Source organism: Barnesiella sp. ET7 (assembly GCF_024733785.1).
GTDB classification, from domain to species: Bacteria; Bacteroidota; Bacteroidia; order Bacteroidales; family Barnesiellaceae; genus Barnesiella; species Barnesiella merdigallinarum.
Genome location: NZ_JANRHM010000004.1, coordinates 39735 through 56605, shown reverse-complemented (window position 1 = coordinate 56605; position 16871 = coordinate 39735). Strand labels below are relative to the sequence as shown.

Annotated in this window: 14 protein-coding genes; 8 read left to right on the top strand and 6 right to left on the bottom strand. The window is 56.5% G+C overall.

What is annotated here, in order from left to right; all coding sequences use genetic code 11:
• The first annotated feature begins 29 nt into the window (after window positions 1-29).
• From NW211_RS03670 to NW211_RS03655, 4 genes are all read left to right on the top strand, one after another.
• The gene (locus NW211_RS03670; RefSeq protein WP_258326960.1) at window positions 30-3158 is read left to right on the top strand and encodes an efflux RND transporter permease subunit; all 3129 of its coding nucleotides are present in this window, start codon (window positions 30-32) and stop codon (window positions 3156-3158) included.
• Between the two features lie 81 nt (window positions 3159-3239).
• Complete coding sequence (locus NW211_RS03665) at window positions 3240-3533, top strand: PG0541 family transporter-associated protein (protein WP_087407627.1); 294 nt, start codon at window positions 3240-3242, stop codon at window positions 3531-3533.
• Window positions 3534-3699: 166 nt separating this feature from the next.
• Window positions 3700-5226 carry a WG repeat-containing protein gene (locus NW211_RS03660; protein WP_258326959.1) on the top strand — a complete coding sequence of 509 codons (1527 nt, stop codon included), beginning with the start codon at window positions 3700-3702 and terminating at the stop codon, window positions 5224-5226.
• 158 nt (window positions 5227-5384) lie between these two features.
• Entirely contained in the window at window positions 5385-6116 is a 732-nt protein-coding gene (locus tag NW211_RS03655) for a phosphatase (RefSeq protein ID WP_258326958.1), read from the top strand.
• Here the strand turns inward: NW211_RS03655 and NW211_RS03650 are convergent.
• The 6 genes from NW211_RS03650 to NW211_RS03625 are packed head-to-tail and all read right to left on the bottom strand — an operon-like array spanning window position 6113 to window position 13859.
• On the bottom strand, window positions 6113-6886 hold the full coding sequence (locus tag NW211_RS03650; protein ID WP_258326957.1) for an ABC transporter permease: 774 nt from the start codon (window positions 6884-6886) through the stop codon (window positions 6113-6115). The two genes, NW211_RS03655 and NW211_RS03650, sit on opposite strands and share 4 nt — an antisense overlap.
• A gap of 3 nt (window positions 6887-6889) precedes the next feature.
• Complete coding sequence (locus tag NW211_RS03645; protein WP_258326956.1) at window positions 6890-7510, bottom strand: ATP-binding cassette domain-containing protein; 621 nt, start codon at window positions 7508-7510, stop codon at window positions 6890-6892.
• Window positions 7507-9621 carry a S9 family peptidase gene (locus tag NW211_RS03640; protein WP_258326955.1) on the bottom strand — a complete coding sequence of 705 codons (2115 nt, stop codon included), beginning with the start codon at window positions 9619-9621 and terminating at the stop codon, window positions 7507-7509. Before NW211_RS03640 ends, NW211_RS03645 begins: the two co-directional genes overlap by 4 nt.
• A 10-nt stretch (window positions 9622-9631) precedes the next feature.
• A complete protein-coding gene (locus NW211_RS03635; RefSeq protein ID WP_258326954.1) occupies window positions 9632-11545 on the bottom strand; it encodes a YgiQ family radical SAM protein in 1914 nt (637 codons plus the stop codon).
• Window positions 11546-11569: 24 nt separating this feature from the next.
• Window positions 11570-13660 carry an excinuclease ABC subunit UvrB gene (gene uvrB / locus NW211_RS03630; protein WP_258326953.1) on the bottom strand — a complete coding sequence of 697 codons (2091 nt, stop codon included), beginning with the start codon at window positions 13658-13660 and terminating at the stop codon, window positions 11570-11572.
• A 13-nt stretch (window positions 13661-13673) separates the two neighbouring features.
• A complete protein-coding gene (locus NW211_RS03625) occupies window positions 13674-13859 on the bottom strand; it encodes a PspC domain-containing protein (RefSeq protein ID WP_258326952.1) in 186 nt (61 codons plus the stop codon).
• A gap of 370 nt (window positions 13860-14229) precedes the next feature.
• On the opposite strand from NW211_RS03625, the gene NW211_RS03620 reads away from it, so the two are divergent.
• From NW211_RS03620 to yajC, 4 genes are all read left to right on the top strand, one after another.
• A complete protein-coding gene (locus tag NW211_RS03620; RefSeq protein ID WP_258327016.1) occupies window positions 14230-15033 on the top strand; it encodes an outer membrane protein assembly factor BamD in 804 nt (267 codons plus the stop codon).
• An 11-nt stretch (window positions 15034-15044) separates the two neighbouring features.
• Window positions 15045-15380 (top strand): DNA-directed RNA polymerase subunit omega, encoded by a 336-nt coding sequence (locus NW211_RS03615; RefSeq protein ID WP_025279566.1) that lies wholly within the window; start codon window positions 15045-15047, stop codon window positions 15378-15380.
• A 152-nt stretch (window positions 15381-15532) separates the two neighbouring features.
• The gene (gene nusB / locus NW211_RS03610) at window positions 15533-16459 is read left to right on the top strand and encodes a transcription antitermination factor NusB (protein ID WP_087407617.1); all 927 of its coding nucleotides are present in this window, start codon (window positions 15533-15535) and stop codon (window positions 16457-16459) included.
• A 71-nt stretch (window positions 16460-16530) separates the two neighbouring features.
• Window positions 16531-16857, top strand: a complete 327-nt coding sequence (yajC, locus tag NW211_RS03605; protein ID WP_087407616.1) for a preprotein translocase subunit YajC — start codon at window positions 16531-16533, stop codon at window positions 16855-16857.
• Window positions 16858-16871 lie beyond the last annotated feature (14 nt).

Sequence of the window (16871 nt, the reverse complement as noted above, 5' to 3'; positions counted from 1 at the left end):
AAAACATTCACCCTTAAAGAAAAATTTCTATGAGTCTATACGAAGGTTCGGTAAAGAAACCCATCATGACCTCGCTCTGTTTCGTAGCGGTGGTTATCCTGGGTATCTTTTCCTACACCAAACTGCCTATCGACCTCTATCCCGACATCGAGACCAATATGATTATGGTGATGACGGCCTATCCCGGTGCCAGTGCCGCCGATGTCGAGAACAACGTGACCCGACCCCTCGAGAATGCCCTCAACGCCGTGAGCGACCTGAAGCACATCACCTCGGAGTCGAAAGAGAACATGTCGCTCATCACCCTCGAGTTTGAGTATGGCGAAGACATCGACGTGCTCACCAACGATGTGCGCGACAAGCTCGATATGGTCAAGTCGGAGCTCCCGGATGATTCGGAGAACCCCATCATCTTCAAGTTCAGCTCCGACATGATTCCTATCGTTATCCTCTCGGTGCAGGCCAACGAGAGCATGCCGGCCCTCTACAAGATACTCGACGACAACGTGGCCAGCCCGCTGGCCCGTATCAGCGGGGTAGGTTCGGTGTCGATCAGCGGTGCGCCCGAGCGCGAGATTCAGGTCTATGTCGACCCCGTGAAGCTCGAGGCCTACAACCTCAGCATCGAGACCATCGCCTCGGTCATCGGGGCCGAGAACCGCAACGTGCCTGGCGGTACGTTTGACGTGGGTTCCGACACCTATTCGCTGCGGGTACAGGGCGAGTTCAACGACGCCTCGCAGATGAACGACATTGTCGTGGGCAACTACGGCGGCAAGTCCATCTATCTGCGCGATGTAGCCGTGGTGCACGACTCGGTCGAGGAGCGTGCCCAGGAGACCTATAACAACGGTGTGCAAGGGGCCATGATTGTGATTCAGAAACAGTCGGGTGCCAACTCGGTCGAAATCTCCAACGAGGTGATGAAGGCCTTGCCCCGCTTGCAGAAGAATCTGCCCAGCGACGTGAAACTGGGGGTAATCATCGATACCTCCGACAACATACGCAACACCATCGATACCCTGTTCGAGACCGTGTTGCTGGCTCTGCTTTTCGTCTCGATAGTCGTCTTCTTCTTCCTGGGACGCTGGCGGGCCACCATCATCATCGTGATTACGATACCTATTTCGCTGGTTGCCTCGTTCATCTACCTGGCGGCCACGGGCAACTCGCTCAACATCATCTCGCTCTCGTCGCTCTCCATCGCCATCGGTATGGTGGTCGACGATGCCATCGTGGTGCTCGAGAACGTGACCAACCACATCGAGCGGGGCAGCTACCCCCGGCAGGCGGCCGTGCACGGTACCAACGAGGTGGGCCTTTCGGTGGTAGCCTCTACGCTCACCCTTATCGCCGTGTTCTTCCCCCTCACGCTGGTTTCGGGCATGTCGGGCGTACTCTTCAAGCAGTTGGGTTGGATGGTTACCATCATCATGGTCATCTCTATCGTGTGTGCCCTCTCGCTTACCCCCATGCTTTGCTCGCGCCTGCTGAAGCTGCAACCCAAGCAATCGCGCGTATTCAAGCTGCTCTACGGACCTATCGAGAAGGGGCTCGATGCCTTCGACAACGGTTACGCCCGTCTGTTGCACTGGGCCGTAGGCCACCGCACCATTGTCATCGTGGGCTGTATGTCGTTCTTTGTGCTCAGCCTCGTGCTGGTACGCTTCGTAGGTAACGAGTTCATGCCTACCCAGGACAATGCCCGTATCGGGGTCACCGTCGAGATGCCCATCGGTACCCGCACCGAAATCTCGAAAGATGTGGCCATGCGCCTCTACAAACAGTGGATGGAGCAATACCCCGAAATCGTGATGTGCAACTTTACGGTAGGGCAGGCCAGCACCGACAACGTCTACGCCTCGATGTCCGACAACGGCTCGCACATCATTACCTATAACATCAGTCTCACCGACCCCGACAAGCGCAAACGCACCCTGTCGGAGATTTGCGACCTCATGCGTAAGGACCTGGCCGGATACCCCGAAATCAAGAAGTCGCAGGTGAACCTGGGTGGCGGTATGTCGGTGATGGGTGGTGAAACGACCATCGACTACGAAATCTATGGCTACTCCTTTGCCGAGACCGACAGCGTAGCGGCCCAACTCTCGGCCCTGCTGCGCGAAATCAAGGGCGTGAGCGAGGTGCGTATCAGTCGTGGCGACTACCAGCCCGAATATCAGGTCGACTTCGACCGCGAGAAGCTGGCCCTCAACGGCCTCAACCTCACCACGGCGGCTACCTACCTGCGCAACCGCATCAACGGTGCCACCGCCTCGCAGTTCCGCGAGGAGGGTGAGGAGTACGACATCAAGGTGATGTATGCTCCCGAATACCGCACCTCGATCGAGGATATTGAAAACATCATGGTCTACAACGCCCAGGGCAAAGGGGTGCGCATCAAGGAGCTGGGCACCGTGGTCGAGCGATTCTCGCCGCCTACCATCGAGCGTAAGGACCGCGAGCGTATCAACACCGTATCGGCTATCCTCTCGGGGGCAGCCATGAGCGACGTGGTGGCCGAGGCCCAGAAGAAGATCGACCAGATGTCGATACCCTCGGGCATCTCGATTCAGCTTTCGGGTTCGTATGAAGACCAGCAGGATTCGTTCGGCGACCTGTTCACGCTCATGTACCTCATCGTCATACTCGTGTTCATCGTGATGGCGGCCCAGTTCGAGTCGTTGACCTACCCGTTCATCATCATGTTCTCGTTGCCCTTCGCCTTCTCGGGTGTATTCCTGGCGCTGTGGCTCTCGGGCAATACCCTCAATGTGATGTCGCTCATCGGTGCCATCATGCTTATCGGTATCGTGGTGAAGAACGGTATCGTGCTCATCGACTACATCTCGCTGAACCGCGAGCGGGGCATGGGCATCCGCGAGGCCGTGGTCAAGGGCGGTCACTCCCGTCTGCGCCCGGTAATCATGACGACCCTTACCACCATCTTGGGTATGGTGCCCATGGCCATCGGTACCGGTCAGGGTTCCGAGATGTGGCGACCCATGGGTACGGCGGTAATCGGCGGCCTCACGGTCTCGACCATCCTCACCCTTATCCTCATTCCCGTGCTCTACTGTGTATTCGCTTCGGTGGGTGTGAAACGCCGTCGTCGGAAACACCACGAGCGCCTGTCGGCCAGTAACTCCAATTCATAAATATTACGTTCGGTTCCCTATCTCTTAACGATTAAAAAAGGGGAAATAGGGGATCGGACTCTAAAACCAACACCATCGGATATGAAATCGGTATTTATCACTTTCGACCAGGCACACTATGCCCAGATTCTCGAGACCCTCGACAAGCTGTCGTGCCGGGGATATTCCTACTTCGAGCAGATGCGGGGCCGCGGCTCCAAGACCGGCGAGCCTCACTATGGCAGCCACGCGTGGCCCTCGATGTGTTCGGCCATCATCACCATGGTCGACGATGCCAAGGTAGAGCCGCTGCTGAAGCGGCTGCGGCAGATGGACGAGGCGGCCCCCCAGTTGGGTTTGCGGGCCTTCGTCTGGACCATCGAGCAGTCTGTCTGACGGCTCTCTGCCTTGTCCCGTTATAAACATCAGGGGCTGTGTCGATTCGTTCGATGCAGCCCCTGATGGTATCGAGCCGCACAGAAAAACGGGCCGGCCGTTAATTTGTCGGGCGATACCCTTCTCTCATTCGGGCAATTTGTCTATTTTTGTAGAACATAAAAAATTGAGGACTATAAAACATGCGACTGTTTGGACCCGCCTCCTGCTTGGTTCGGTGCCCCTCCTGCTGCTTCTGCCGGCCTGTGGCGGAGGTGAAAAGAAACAGGAAAAGATAGAGATTACCCCCTATATTCTCAACCTGCATTTGAAGTATTCGTTCATCGACAATTTTGAGGATGGTCTGGCCCGGGTGATGATGAAGACCAAGACCGAGTCGGGGCGCGAGACGGGAGTCTTCGGCTGTATCGACGAGAAGGGGCACGAGGTGATACCCTGCATCTACGAGTCGGTATATATGGAGCCCGGTGGTGTGTTGGTTTCCCCGAAAGAGGGAGACAACAAGCTCTTTGTCTATCGCGACGGTACGCTGCAGGAGTTCCCGGTGCCCGACGGTCTCGAGCCGCAGGGAGGCTTCTACGATGGCCGGGCGAGAGTGCATGACGAGGATTTCAACTATGGCTATATCGATACCGAGGGGAATCTGGTGGTGCCCTGCCGCTACAATTCTGCCGATGATTTCAGCGAAGGATTGGCCGTGGTCGAGCAGAACTGGAGAAAAGGCTATATCGATGTCGACGGCAACGAGGTGACCCCTCTGATTTACTGTAATGCGATGGAGTTCTACAACGGCCTGGGCTGTGTGCAGAACGAAGAGGGTCTCTATGGCTATGTCGATGCGACGGGGCGCGAGGTGATACCCTGCCAGTTCGAATCGGCCGACTTCTTTTACGGCGATGTGGCTCCCGTATGTCTCGATGGGAGCTATGGACTCATCGACAAGACGGGCAGGTTTGTCTCGGCCACGCGATACAAGTCGATGGGCGTTTGTACCTCCAATCTGTTCTATTATGGCGAAGACGGCCTTTATGGTTTTGTCGATGCCCGGCAGAACGTGCTGACTCCGGCCCGATACAACAAAATAGATATTTGTCGGGAGGGGATGGTGGCTGTGGCCCAGCAGGGTAAATATGGTTTCGTAAACGAGAAGGGCGAGGAGGTAATCCCCTGCATATACAGCCGGGTGAACTGGTTCGACCAGGGATTTGCCCGGGTAGCCCGCAACGGTCGGGTAGGGTATATCGACAAGACGGGGCGCGAAATCTTCCTGCTCCCCTCGAACCGCTTCTCGAGTGCCTCTCGCTCGGGCTTCGGGGTATTCTGTTTCGAGAGCGGCGGCGAACTCTTCATCTTCGACGAAGAGGGCAACCGGCTCGACAGCAACGGACTCGAGACTCCGGATGCGGCTTCGGCTTCGGCCGGAAGCGACGCCTCGGCCGGCAGTGGCGCTGCGGGCGGTTCGGGTGTAGTGGTGGTGCCCTCTGTCTCGGCACCGGCCTCGACCGGCAGCAGCCAGAGCGACCCTGTCCGCCGGGTCGAGTGGGAGATTCGCCGCAACCGGGCTATCGAGGAGCTGGCCCGCCTGCAGGTGAAACTTATCGAAGACCCCAATTCGGCATATATCAAACACAACATACAGACACAGCAAAACATCATCAACACCTGCAACGAGATGATTGCCATCTACCAGTAACGGCCAGGGCTTTTCTATTCTGTGTCGGGATGAAAGGATTTCGGCGGCCTCCTTGCCTTTGACCGGCAAGAGAGGCTGAGTCACAAATTTTCGGGCAAGTGGGGCTGAGGGTTGATGGCTTTCTCGTATCTTTGCAGAACGATTAAAGAGGATTTGTTATGAATATTCTTCTCGATGTACATACGCACACGATAGCCAGCGGGCATGCCTTCAGCACCTTGCAGGAGATGGTACAGGCCGCGGCCGACAAGGGTTTGCAGATATTGGGTATTACCGAACATACGGGGGGAATCCCCGGCACCTGCTCCGACATCTATTTCCGCAACCTGCCGGTAGTGCCTCGCCGGATGTATGGCGTGGAGTTGCTGTTGGGTGCCGAAATCAATATTGTCGATTATGCAGGGCGGCTCGATTTGGAAGAGAAGTATTTCCGGTTTCTCGACCTGCGCATAGCCGGGTTGCATTCGCTCTGTTACCGGCCGGGCGACATCGACCAGAATACGGCCGCCGTGCTGGGGGCTATCTGTAACCCGCATATCGACATCATCAGCCATCCGGGCGACGGCACGGCCGAGTTGTATTTCGAGCCGCTGGTGCTGGCTGCCAAGGAGAACGGCGTGTTGCTCGAGATCAACAACAGTTCGCTCAATCCCTACCGCCACAAAGAGAAGGCGATGGCCAACAACCTCGAGATTCTGCGCCTGTGCAAGCGCTACGGGCAGCCGGTCATTCTGGGGAGCGACGCCCACATCTCCTTCTCGATAGCCGATTATCACTGGCTCTATCCGCTTCTGGCCGCCACCGAGTTCCCCGAGGAGCTCATCCTCAACGACAAGCCCGACGCCTTCAAGGCCCGGCTGAAACGGAACCGCGAGGATACGGCGCTTTAGAATCGCTTCATGCCGTAACGGTCGAAGGTCTTGCGCCGCGAAATCCACAGCGTGAGCAGTACCGATATGAGCGACGAGGCGAAGATGGTAATCATCAGCATAATCTGATATTTGATGGCCACGCTGGGGCTGCTGCCGCCCAGTATCTGACCCGTCATGGTGCCGGGCAGGGCGATGAGTCCCATGACCGCCATCGAGGCGATGGTGGGGTTGAACGACTTGATGAGGGCCTCGCGCATGAAGGGGGCGAGTGCCTCGCCGGGCGTGGCACCGTTGCCCAGCAGGTAGAGGTAGAGTTGCCGCTCGCGGTTGAGCGAGCCGTAGAACGAGTTGAGAGCTATGACGTTGGCCGATAGCATGTTGCCCAGTATCATGCCGCTGATGGGGATGAAGTAGCGGGCCGTGAAAATCTTTTCGGGCCGAACCACCAGCCCCAGAAAGTAGAGGTCGATGATGAGCAGCGACACGAGGAAGGCCACCGCCACGGCCATGAAGAGCATCTTTTGCGGCAGTTTGGTGCGCTTCAGTACCGTCGACGAGGCGATGACAATCATCAATACCACCCACAGCAGGTTTATCCACAGGTTGTCCCACAGGAACAGGTACTCGAGGTAAAACCCGATGAAGAAGAGTTGCACCGTCATGCGCAGGGCGGCCCAAAGGGTATCTTTCACCAGGCCGGTGCGGTAGCGGTAGAGAAAGTAGGTGGGGATAATCAGCAGCAGAAATCCCAGCACCATGTGGCTGTAGCCAATGTTTATCGTTTCCATGAATCAATCTCCGATATAGATTTTACGGTCGAACGAGTCGATGAATCGGGCGTCGTGCGAAACCATCAGTACAGTGGCCTCGTGCAGCGAGTGGATGTAGTCGATGACCCGGGCGATGGAGTCGGGGTCGAGGGCCGAGGTAGGCTCGTCGAGCAGCACAATATCCTTTTGCAGCAGGGCGGCAATCATGAGCATGATGCGTTGCCGCTGGCCGCCCGAAATCTCGATCGACCGCTTGTCGTACAGTTCGTGTTCCAGCCCCAGCCGGTCGAAGTGTTCCAGAACCGTTTCGCGCGAAGGCTTCAGAGCCTGGTTTATCCGCAGCCTGAAGGGGGCCTCGATCAGTTCCTGTATCGTGTCGTAGGGGAGGGTAAACTCCTGAGGCAGCCAGGCGGTGCGCCGCCGTACCTGTTGCACGGTGGTGGCGTCGAGTGTGCGGCCGTCGATGCGGATGCTCCCCTCATCGGGCAAGACAAAGCCGGGTACCGAAGCAAGAAGGGTGCTTTTACCGTGCCCCGAAGGGCCGTAAAGCACCGCTTTCTCGCCCCGGGCGATGCAACACGTGAAGTGTTGCATCAAGGGCTTGTTGTCATAAATAAAGGTGAGATTGTCAAACTCGATCATTTTGCCGGTTCCGGATTCTCGGTTTGTGCTTGAGGTTTCAGCCAGCGGTCGAGCCAGCGGAAGAAGATCCGTTGCCACAGCACGCCGTTCTGCGGTTTCAGAATCCAGTGGTTCTCGTCGGGGAAGATGAGCATCTCGGCCGGTACGCCGCGCAGTTTGGCGGCATTGAAGGCCGACATGCCTTGCGAGGCGAGGATGCGGAAGTCATATTCGCCGTGAGTGATGAGGATAGGCGTATCCCATTGGTCTACGAATTTGTGGGGCGAAGTGGCAAACGTGCGTTGAGCCGTAGCGTTCTTCTTGTCCCAGGGTGCGCCGCCCATATCCCAGTTGGCAAACCACATCTCTTCGGTCTCGACATACTGTTGCTCGAGGTTGTAGATACCGGCGTGGGCGATGAAGGCCTTGAACCGTTTCTGGTGATGGCCGGCCAGCCAGTATACCGAGAAGCCGCCGTAGCTGGCACCCACGGCACCCATGTGGTCGCCGTCGACATAGGGCTCTTTCTTCATCTCGTCGGTAGCGCTGAAGTAGTCCTTCATGTTCTGACCGCCGTAATCGCCGCTAATCTGTTCGAGCCACTCCTGTCCGAAGCCGTAGAGACCGCGGCGGTTGGGGGCGATGACGATGTAGCCGTTGGCCGCCATCAGTTGCAGGTTCCAGCGATACGACCAGAACTGGCTGACGGGTTGCTGCGGACCACCCTGGCAGTAGAGAATGGCGGGGTATTTCTTCGAGGGGTCGAAGTGGGGCGGATAGACAATCCAGGTGAGCATCTTCTTGTTGTCGGTGGTCGTGATCCAACGCTCCTCGACCTTGCCCATGGTGAGCTGGTCGAGTATCTCCTTGTTTTCGAACGAGAGCTCTTTCACCTCTTTGCTCTGGGGGTTGACGCTGTAAATCTCGTCGGGTTGCGACAGCGAGTGACGCATGGCGATGAGGCAGCTCTCGCTCACGGGAGCCAGCGAGGCGTAGTCGTAGTAGCCGGTCGTAATCTGCTCGATTTTCTTGTCGAGGCCCACGCGGAAGATGTGAATCTCGCCCTGGTAGGCCGAGCGGATGAAGAGCGACTGTCCGTCGGGAGCCCAGGCCAGTTCGTCGGTGCTGTAGTCGAAGTCGGCCGTGAGGTCTTGTTTCTCGCCGGTAGCCATGTTCATGATGAAGAGGCGGTTCTTGTCCGACTCATACCCGTCGCGCTCCATGCTGCCCCAGGCCAGGTATTTGCCGTCGGGCGAGAAGGTCGGCGTGGTGTCGTAGCCCATCATGCCCTCGGTGAGGTTGCGGGTCTGCTGGGTGGCCAGGTCGTAGAGGTAGATGTCGGAGTTGGTCGAGATGGAGTATTCCAGACCGGTCTTCTTGCGGCTGGTGTAGGCCACGGCCTTGCTGTCGGGAGTCCAGGCAAACGACTCGATGCCGCCGAAGGGTTTCATGGGCGACTCGTAGGGCTCGCCCTCCATGATGTCGGTGATGCCCGAAAGCTCCTTACCGTCGAACGAGGCGATGTAGGGGTGCGGAATCTCCTCGACCCACTCGTCCCAGTGTTTGTACATGAGGTCGTCGATCACGCGGCCGGTAGCCTTGTCGAGGTCGGGGTAGATGTCCGAGGCCTTCTGGCTGTACTTCACGTTGCCGATGAAGAGGATCTGTTTCTCGTCGGGCGAGAAGAGGAAGCCGTTGATGCCCTTCTCGTGGTGGCTTATCTGCCGGGCGTTGCTGCCGTCGGCCTCCATGATCCACAGTTGCGAGTCGCCGCTTTTGCCCGAGAGGTAGGCAATCTGTTTGCCGCCGTTAATCCACACGGCGTTGCCCTCCGACTCGGGGGTGCAGGTAATCTGTTTCTTGTTCTGTCCGTCGATGTCCATCACGAAGAGCTCGCGGTTGCTCTTGTTCTGCTTCACATCTTCGTAGGTAACCCCGAAGAGGATTTTGCTCTTGTCGGGCGAAACCACAGGGTCGCTCACCCGGCCAAAGGCCATGAGCACCTCGGTAGTCAGGATGCCGTTTTCGACTTTCACGGGCTGCTTGCCGATAATGTCACCGGTCTTCCCGGCTGGCTGACAGGCTGTTACTAATAATGCTCCTGCCATCATCATACAATTTAGTTTGTTCATAAATAAAGGTTTATAGATTGTTTTTGTTCGGTTTCCCTTTCTGTCGCCGGGGCGGCTTGTTCTCGCCCACGAGGTGGGCCGGTTTGCGCCACGGCGTGTTGCCGTAGAGTTTCTCGAGCAGGTCGTTGCGGTGCATGCGCCTGAGCGAGTTCTGTATGTCGTTGCGCTTCTCGGGCAGATACCAGAAGAAGTATTTCCGCTGGTTCAGTTTCTCCTCGGGCTTGCGGGCGGTGTAGACCTTCTCGCCCGTGTAGGGGTGTATGCCGGTGTAGTAGATTTCGGTCGAGAGGGTCATGGGGGTAGGGGTGAAGTCCTGCACCTGCTCCAGCTTGAAATTCATGTGCTTGGTCAGGGCGGCCAGTTCGGCCATCTCCTCCTCGGTGCATCCGGGGTGGCTCGAGATGAAGTAGGGGATAATCTGCTGGTTGAGCCCCTGCTCGCGGTCTATGCGGTCGAAGGTGCGCTTGAACTGCTCGAAGAGCGAGAACGACGGCTTGCGCATGATGGTCAGCACGCGGTCCGAGGTGTGCTCGGGGGCCACCTTCAGCCGGCCCGAGACGTGGCGGGCAATCAGCTCCTCGGTGTAGCGGCGGGTGCTGCGGTTCAGTGCGTCGTCTTTGTGGCGGTGCAACAGCAGGTCGTAGCGCACGCCGCTGCCGATGAACGACTTCTTGATACCCGGCAGGGCATCGACGGCGTGGTAGATGTCGAGCAGGTCGCTGTGGTCGGCGTTGAGGTTGGGGCATATCTGGGGGGCCAGGCACGAGGGGCGTTTGCACTTGTGGCACAGCTCCAGGTTCTGGCCGTGCATGCGGTACATGTTGGCCGAGGGGCCGCCCAGGTCGCTCAGGTAGCCCTTGAAGTCGGGCATCGCGATAATCTGCTTCACCTCCTTGAGAATCGACTCCTTGGAACGCGAGGCGATGAACTTGCCCTGATGGGCCGAGATGGTGCAGAAGGCGCACCCGCCGAAACAGCCCCGGTGCAGATTGACCGAAAACTTGATCATCTCGTAGGCCGGTATCGTCTTCCCCTTGTAGCGGGGGTGAGGCATGCGGGTGTAGGGCAGGTCGAACGAGGCGTCGATTTCGGCCTCGGTCATGGGCGGGTAGGGCGGATTGACCACGATTACCCGCTCGCCCACGCGCTGCCACAGTCGCTTGGCGTGGTACTTGTTCGACTCCTCCTCGATGTGGCGGAAGTTCTCGGCCTGCTTGCGCTTGTGTTGCAGGCACTCCTCGTGCGAAGCCAGCACGATGTTGTGCTCGTCCTCGACTGTCGAGGGGGTATTGGCGCCCGGTTGTATGGTGGCCGTCTGCGGTATGTCGGTGAGGCGGTCGATGGTCTCGCCCTGTTGCAGCCGGCGGGCAATCTCGACGATGGGTCGCTCGCCCATGCCGTAGATGAGCAGGTCGGCGGGACACTCGGCCAGAATACCCGGCAGCAGTTTGTCTTGCCAGTAGTCGTAGTGGGTGAGGCGTCGCATCGAAGCCTCGATGCCGCCGATGATGACCGGCGTGTCGGGGAATAGCTCCTTGAGTATGCGGCTGTAGACCACGGTGGGGTAGTCGGGGCGCATGCCGTGCCGCCCGTTGGGGGTGTAGGCATCGTCGCTGCGCAGACGCTTGTTGGCCGTGTAGTGGTTCACCATCGAGTCCATGGCTCCGGCCGAGATGCCGAAGAAGAGCCGGGGCGTGCCCAGCTTCTTGAAATCGCGCAGGTCGTCCTGCCAGTTGGGTTGGGGCACGATGGCCACCCGCAGCCCCTCGGCCTCGAGTATGCGCCCGATGACGGCAGCCCCGAACGAGGGGTGGTCGACATAGGCATCGCCCGAGAAGAGAATCACGTCGACATAATCCCAGCCTCGCATCTCCAGCTCTTTGCGGGTCGTGGGCAACCAGTCTTGCAATCGGTATTCTTTCATCACTTTCGTAGCGGTATAGGTTGGTCAGGCAGTAGGCTTGTCGGCCGCTGCCTGTTGTAACAAATCTTCCAGTTTTATCAGTTCGTCGCGATACTGGGCCGCCTCGATGAACTCCATCTTCTTGGCCGCCTCGACCATCTGTCGGCGAGTGCGCTCGATGGCCTTTTGCAGTTGGTCGCGATTCATGTATTTCACAATCGGGTCGGCCGCCACATCTACATGCTCCAGATACTCGTCGCTGTAAGCCCGGGCCGGTTGGCTCGGCTTGGCAGCTTTTGCCGGCTTGGCCGGTTGCGGCTGTTGCGGTTTGGCCTCGGTGTTGGCCCCCAGCAGCGAAGAGTTCTTGGCCTTCTGGATAGCTTTGGGGGTGATGTGGTGAGCCTCGTTGTAGGCCAACTGCTTCTCGCGGCGGCGGTTGGTCTCGTCGATGGTCTTCTGCATGCTCTCGGTAATGCGGTCGGCATACATGATGACCCGTCCGTTAAGGTTTCGCGCGGCCCGGCCCACCGTCTGGGTGAGCGACCGGTGCGAGCGCAGGAATCCCTCCTTGTCGGCATCGAGTATGGCCACGAGCGATACCTCGGGCAGGTCGAGCCCCTCGCGCAGCAGGTTCACGCCGATGAGCACATCGTAGACGCCGGCCCGCAGGTCGTCGAGAATGCGGATGCGGTCGAGGGTGTCGACGTCGGAGTGTATGTAGTTGCAGTTGATGTCGAGTTTGGTCAGGTAGCTGTTCAGCTCCTCGGCCATGCGTTTGGTCAGGGTGGTGACCAGCACCCGCTCGTCGCGCTCGATGCGCTGCTGTATCTCCTCGAGCAGGTCGTCTATCTGGTTGAGGCTGGGCCGCACCTCGATGACCGGGTCGAGCAGACCGGTGGGCCGGATGACCTGCTCTACCACCACGCCCTCGCTCTTCTCGAGCTCGTAGTCGGCCGGGGTGGCGCTTACGTAGATAATCTGCCGGGCCAGACTCTCGAACTCGTCGAACTTCAGCGGCCGGTTATCCACGGCAGCTGGCAGGCGGAACCCGTACTCCACCAGGTTCATCTTGCGCGAACGGTCGCCCCCGTACATGGCCCTGATCTGCGGTACGGTCACGTGGCTCTCGTCGATGATGGTAAGGAAATCGTTGGGGAAATAGTCGAGCAGGCAGAAGGGGCGGGTACCCGCTTCGCGGCCGTCGAAGTAGCGCGAGTAGTTCTCGATGCCCGAGCAGTGGCCTATCTCGCGAATCATCTCCACGTCGTAGGTCACCCGCTCGTAAAGCCGCTTGGCCTCGAGCTCCTTCCCGATCGATTTGAAAAACTCCACCTGTTTGCCCAGGTCTATCTCTATCTCGCCGATGGCTTTGTCGATGCGCTCTTTGGTCGTCACGAACAGGTTGGCCGGGAATATCTTGTAGGCATCGAAGGTGCCCGTGCTGCTGCCCGTAGCGGGGTCGACGGTGCGTATCGACTCAATCTCCTCGCCCCAGAACTCGATGCGCACGATGGTGTCGTCGTAGGCCAGGTAGATGTCGACCGTGTCGCCCTTCACCCTGAAGTTGCCCCGGTTGAGCTCCACCTCGTTGCGCGAGTAGAGCGAATCGACCAGATGCCGCAACAGCCGGTTGCGCCCGATGTTGTCGCCCACCTTCACCTCGACCACGTTGCTGTGGAAGTCCTCGGGGTTGCCGATGCCGTAGAGGCACGACACCGACGAGACCACAATCACATCCTTGCGCCCCGACAGCAGGGCCGAGGTGGTGGAGAGTCGCAAGCGGTCTATCTCTTCGTTGATGGCAAGGTCTTTCTCGATATAGGTGTCGGTCGAGGGGATATAGGCCTCGGGCTGGTAGTAGTCGTAGTAGGAGACAAAATACTCGACGGCATTCTCGGGGAAGAACCCCTTGAACTCGTTGTAGAGCTGGGCCGCCAGCGTTTTGTTGTGGCTCAGGATAAGGGTAGGTTTTTGCACCCGCTCGATTACGTTGGCCATGGTGAATGTCTTTCCCGAGCCCGTCACGCCCAGCAACGTCTGGTAGGGAGTGCCGTCGAGCACGCCCCGGCTCAGTTCGTCGATGGCTTCCGGCTGGTCGCCGGTGGGACGATAGGGAGAAATAAGTTTGAAATCCATGACATTCGTTTCTTTAAGATTCGGGTATAATCAAACAGAGGATGATGTATATCACCACCGGGGTGCCTATGGCTCCCAGCGACAGCAGCACATAGATGATGCGAACCACCGTAGGGTCCAGCCCCAGGTATTCGCCCAAGCCAGCACACACGCCGCCAATCATGCGCCCCTCGCGAGGCCGGGTAAGTCGTTTGATCATATTCGTCGCAATTTAGTCGGGGACAGGCTCTCCCGGGCATGCAAGCCCGATTCCGCATCGGCTGTGCCGAAACTTCGCCTACCTCCGCAATTTATTGCAAAGATAGAACAAAGCAAGGGTAAAAACAAAATTGCACCCCCTTCGTTTTATAAGAAGAGGGGCTCTCTTTTGTTGCCGGCGAATCGAGAGGTGTTGCCTGTTTCGGCAGGAGAAGGGTCCGCGTCGGGTGCGGTCGGGAATATGCTGGTCGATACAAACCGGGAGGTAGCCGATAAATAGCCCCTAATTGTCGCCGTCACCGTTAAATTTCTATTATTTCTTTTCCATATTCGGCCGAAATCTCTAACTTTGCAACCTGATAAAGAAACGAATAATGCGAAAACTGATCTGTTCTATCGTTTGTGCCTTGCTCCTTGTCTCGTGCGGTGAGTATAACAAGATACTGAAAAGTACTGATTATGAGCTGAAATATGACTATGCCAAGAAGGCATTCGAGCGCAAGAAGTACATGCAGGCCGCTACCTTGCTCGAGGAACTGGTGGCTATCTTCAAGGGCACCGACAGGGCAGAAGAGTCGCTCTATCTGCTGGCTCGCAGTTATTATCTGAATAAGGACTATGTCACCTCGGGCGAGTATTTCCAGGCCTATTACAAAAATTATCCCAAGGGCGAGTATACCGAGCTGGCCCGCTTTTACTGCGGCTATGGCTACTACCTCGACTCTCCCGAGGCCAAACTCGACCAGACCGGTACCTACAAGGCCATCGACGAAATGCAACGCTTCCTCGACTATTTCCCCAACAGCGAGCGGGCCAAACAGGCACAGGATATTATCTTTGAACTGCAAGACAAGCTGGTTTACAAAGAGTTGCTTAATGCCCAGCTCTATTACAACTTGGGCAACTACATGGGCAACAACTACCAGTCGGCCATCATCACGGCACAGAATGCCCTGAAAGAGTATCCCTATACCCGCTATAAGGAGACCCTCTCGATGCTTATCCTGAAGTCGAAATATCAGGAGGCCGTGCAGAGTATCGAAGAGAAGAAACCCGAGCGTTTCCGCGATGTCATCGACGAGTATTACTCGTTTATCAACGACTTTCCTTCGGGTGAATATACCAAAGAGGCCGAGAATATTTTTAAGGTGGCTAACAAATACGTAAAAGATTAATCTTTAAAATAATGGATTACAAGAAAACAAATGCACCGACAAACACCGTAACACGCGATATGGTGGCTTTGTCTTCCGACACGGGAAACATTTACGAGACTGTATGTATTATTGCCAAAAGAGCCAATCAGATTGCCGTTGAAATGAAGGCCGACCTGGAAAAGAAACTCCAGGAGTTCGCTTCGTGCAACGATAATCTCGAGGAGGTATTCGAGAACCGTGAGCAGATTGAGATCTCGCGCTACTACGAGAAGCTGCCCAAACCCGTTCTTATTGCTACGCAAGAATACATAGAGGGTAAAATCTATTACAAAAATCCCGAGAAGGAAAAATCGGCTATCGAATAATAGCCTGCCAGGCATACTTGCAAGCCGCACTATCGAAATGGAATAGTGCGGCTTGCAGATTTTTCTCGCACACTCCCCTTGTCGCAGGCGTGGGGTGGGCGACAGGTAGAGAGTGACCGAAAAAAATAACCGCACAATTAGTTCATTAAAATATGATCAATAGAATACTAATCCGTTCCAAAGTCATACAGATTGCCTACTCCTATTTCTTGACGAAAGACAAGACGGTGATGGATGCCGAAAAGGAACTCTTCTTCAGTTTCGAAAAATCCTACGAGCTGTATCATCTGTTGCTGACCTTGATGGTTGAGTTGACCGATACGCAGGCTGCCCGGGTCGAAGCCGCCCGCATGAAGTTCCTGGCAACTCCCGAGGAGAAGAATCCCAACATGCGCTTTGTCCACAACCGCTTTATCGAGCAGTTGCGGAATTGCAACGATTACAAGGATTATCACGAGAAGAAACCCATCACCTGGACCAACGACCCCGAATTTTTGAGAGACTTCTCGGAGCGGATTGTCAAGAGCGACCTCTACAAAGAGTATATGGAGGCTCCCGAGGATTCGTATGAGAACGATTGCGAGTTCTGGAAAAAGGTGGTCAAGACCATGTTCTGCACCGACGAGGAGCTGCTCGAGCTGCTCGAACAGAAATCGCTCTACTGGAACGACGACCTGGAAATCATCACCACCTTCGTGCTGAAGACCATCAAGCAGTTCAGCGAGGCAAACGGCGAGTCGCAGGCCCTGCTGCCCATGTTCAAGGACGACGACGATGCCGAGTTTGCCAAGGAGCTCTTCCGCAACACCCTGCTGCATGGCGACGAGTATCGCAACTACATCGAGAACTTCATCCGCAATTGGGAGATCGAGCGGGTTGCCTTCATGGATATAGTCATCATGATGGTGGCCATGAGCGAGTTCTACAAATTCCCCTCGATACCTACGCGGGTTACCCTCAACGAGTATATCGAACTGGCCAAGTCGTACAGCACGGCCAAGAGCGGCCAGTTTGTCAACGGGGTGCTCAATGCTATCGCCGATAATCTCAAAAAAGAGGGCGTTCTGACAAAAGAGTAAAAAAATTGTTATATATTTGTGGACTCTCATTTTCGAGGGGACCATATGTAAAAACTATTAAAAGCTAAATTATGACAACACTATCCATTCTTTTACAAAGTGCAGCCAGCAGCGGAATGTCGAGCATCCTGATGATGGTCGCCTTGATTGCCATCTTCTATTTCTTCATGATTCGTCCGCAGACGAAACGTCAGAAAGAGATTCGCAAATTCCGCGAGGGTCTCTCTGCCGGCGATAAAATCGTAACGGCCGGGGGCTTGTTCGGAAAAATAAAAGAGGTTAAATCCGACTCCTTCATCATCGAGATTGCCGAGAATACCCGTGTGCGCATTGCCAAGGATTCGGTATATCCGTCGGTAGCCGATGCCAAAGACAGCGGTGCTCAACAGGCCAAATAATAGAGCCTCGTGCA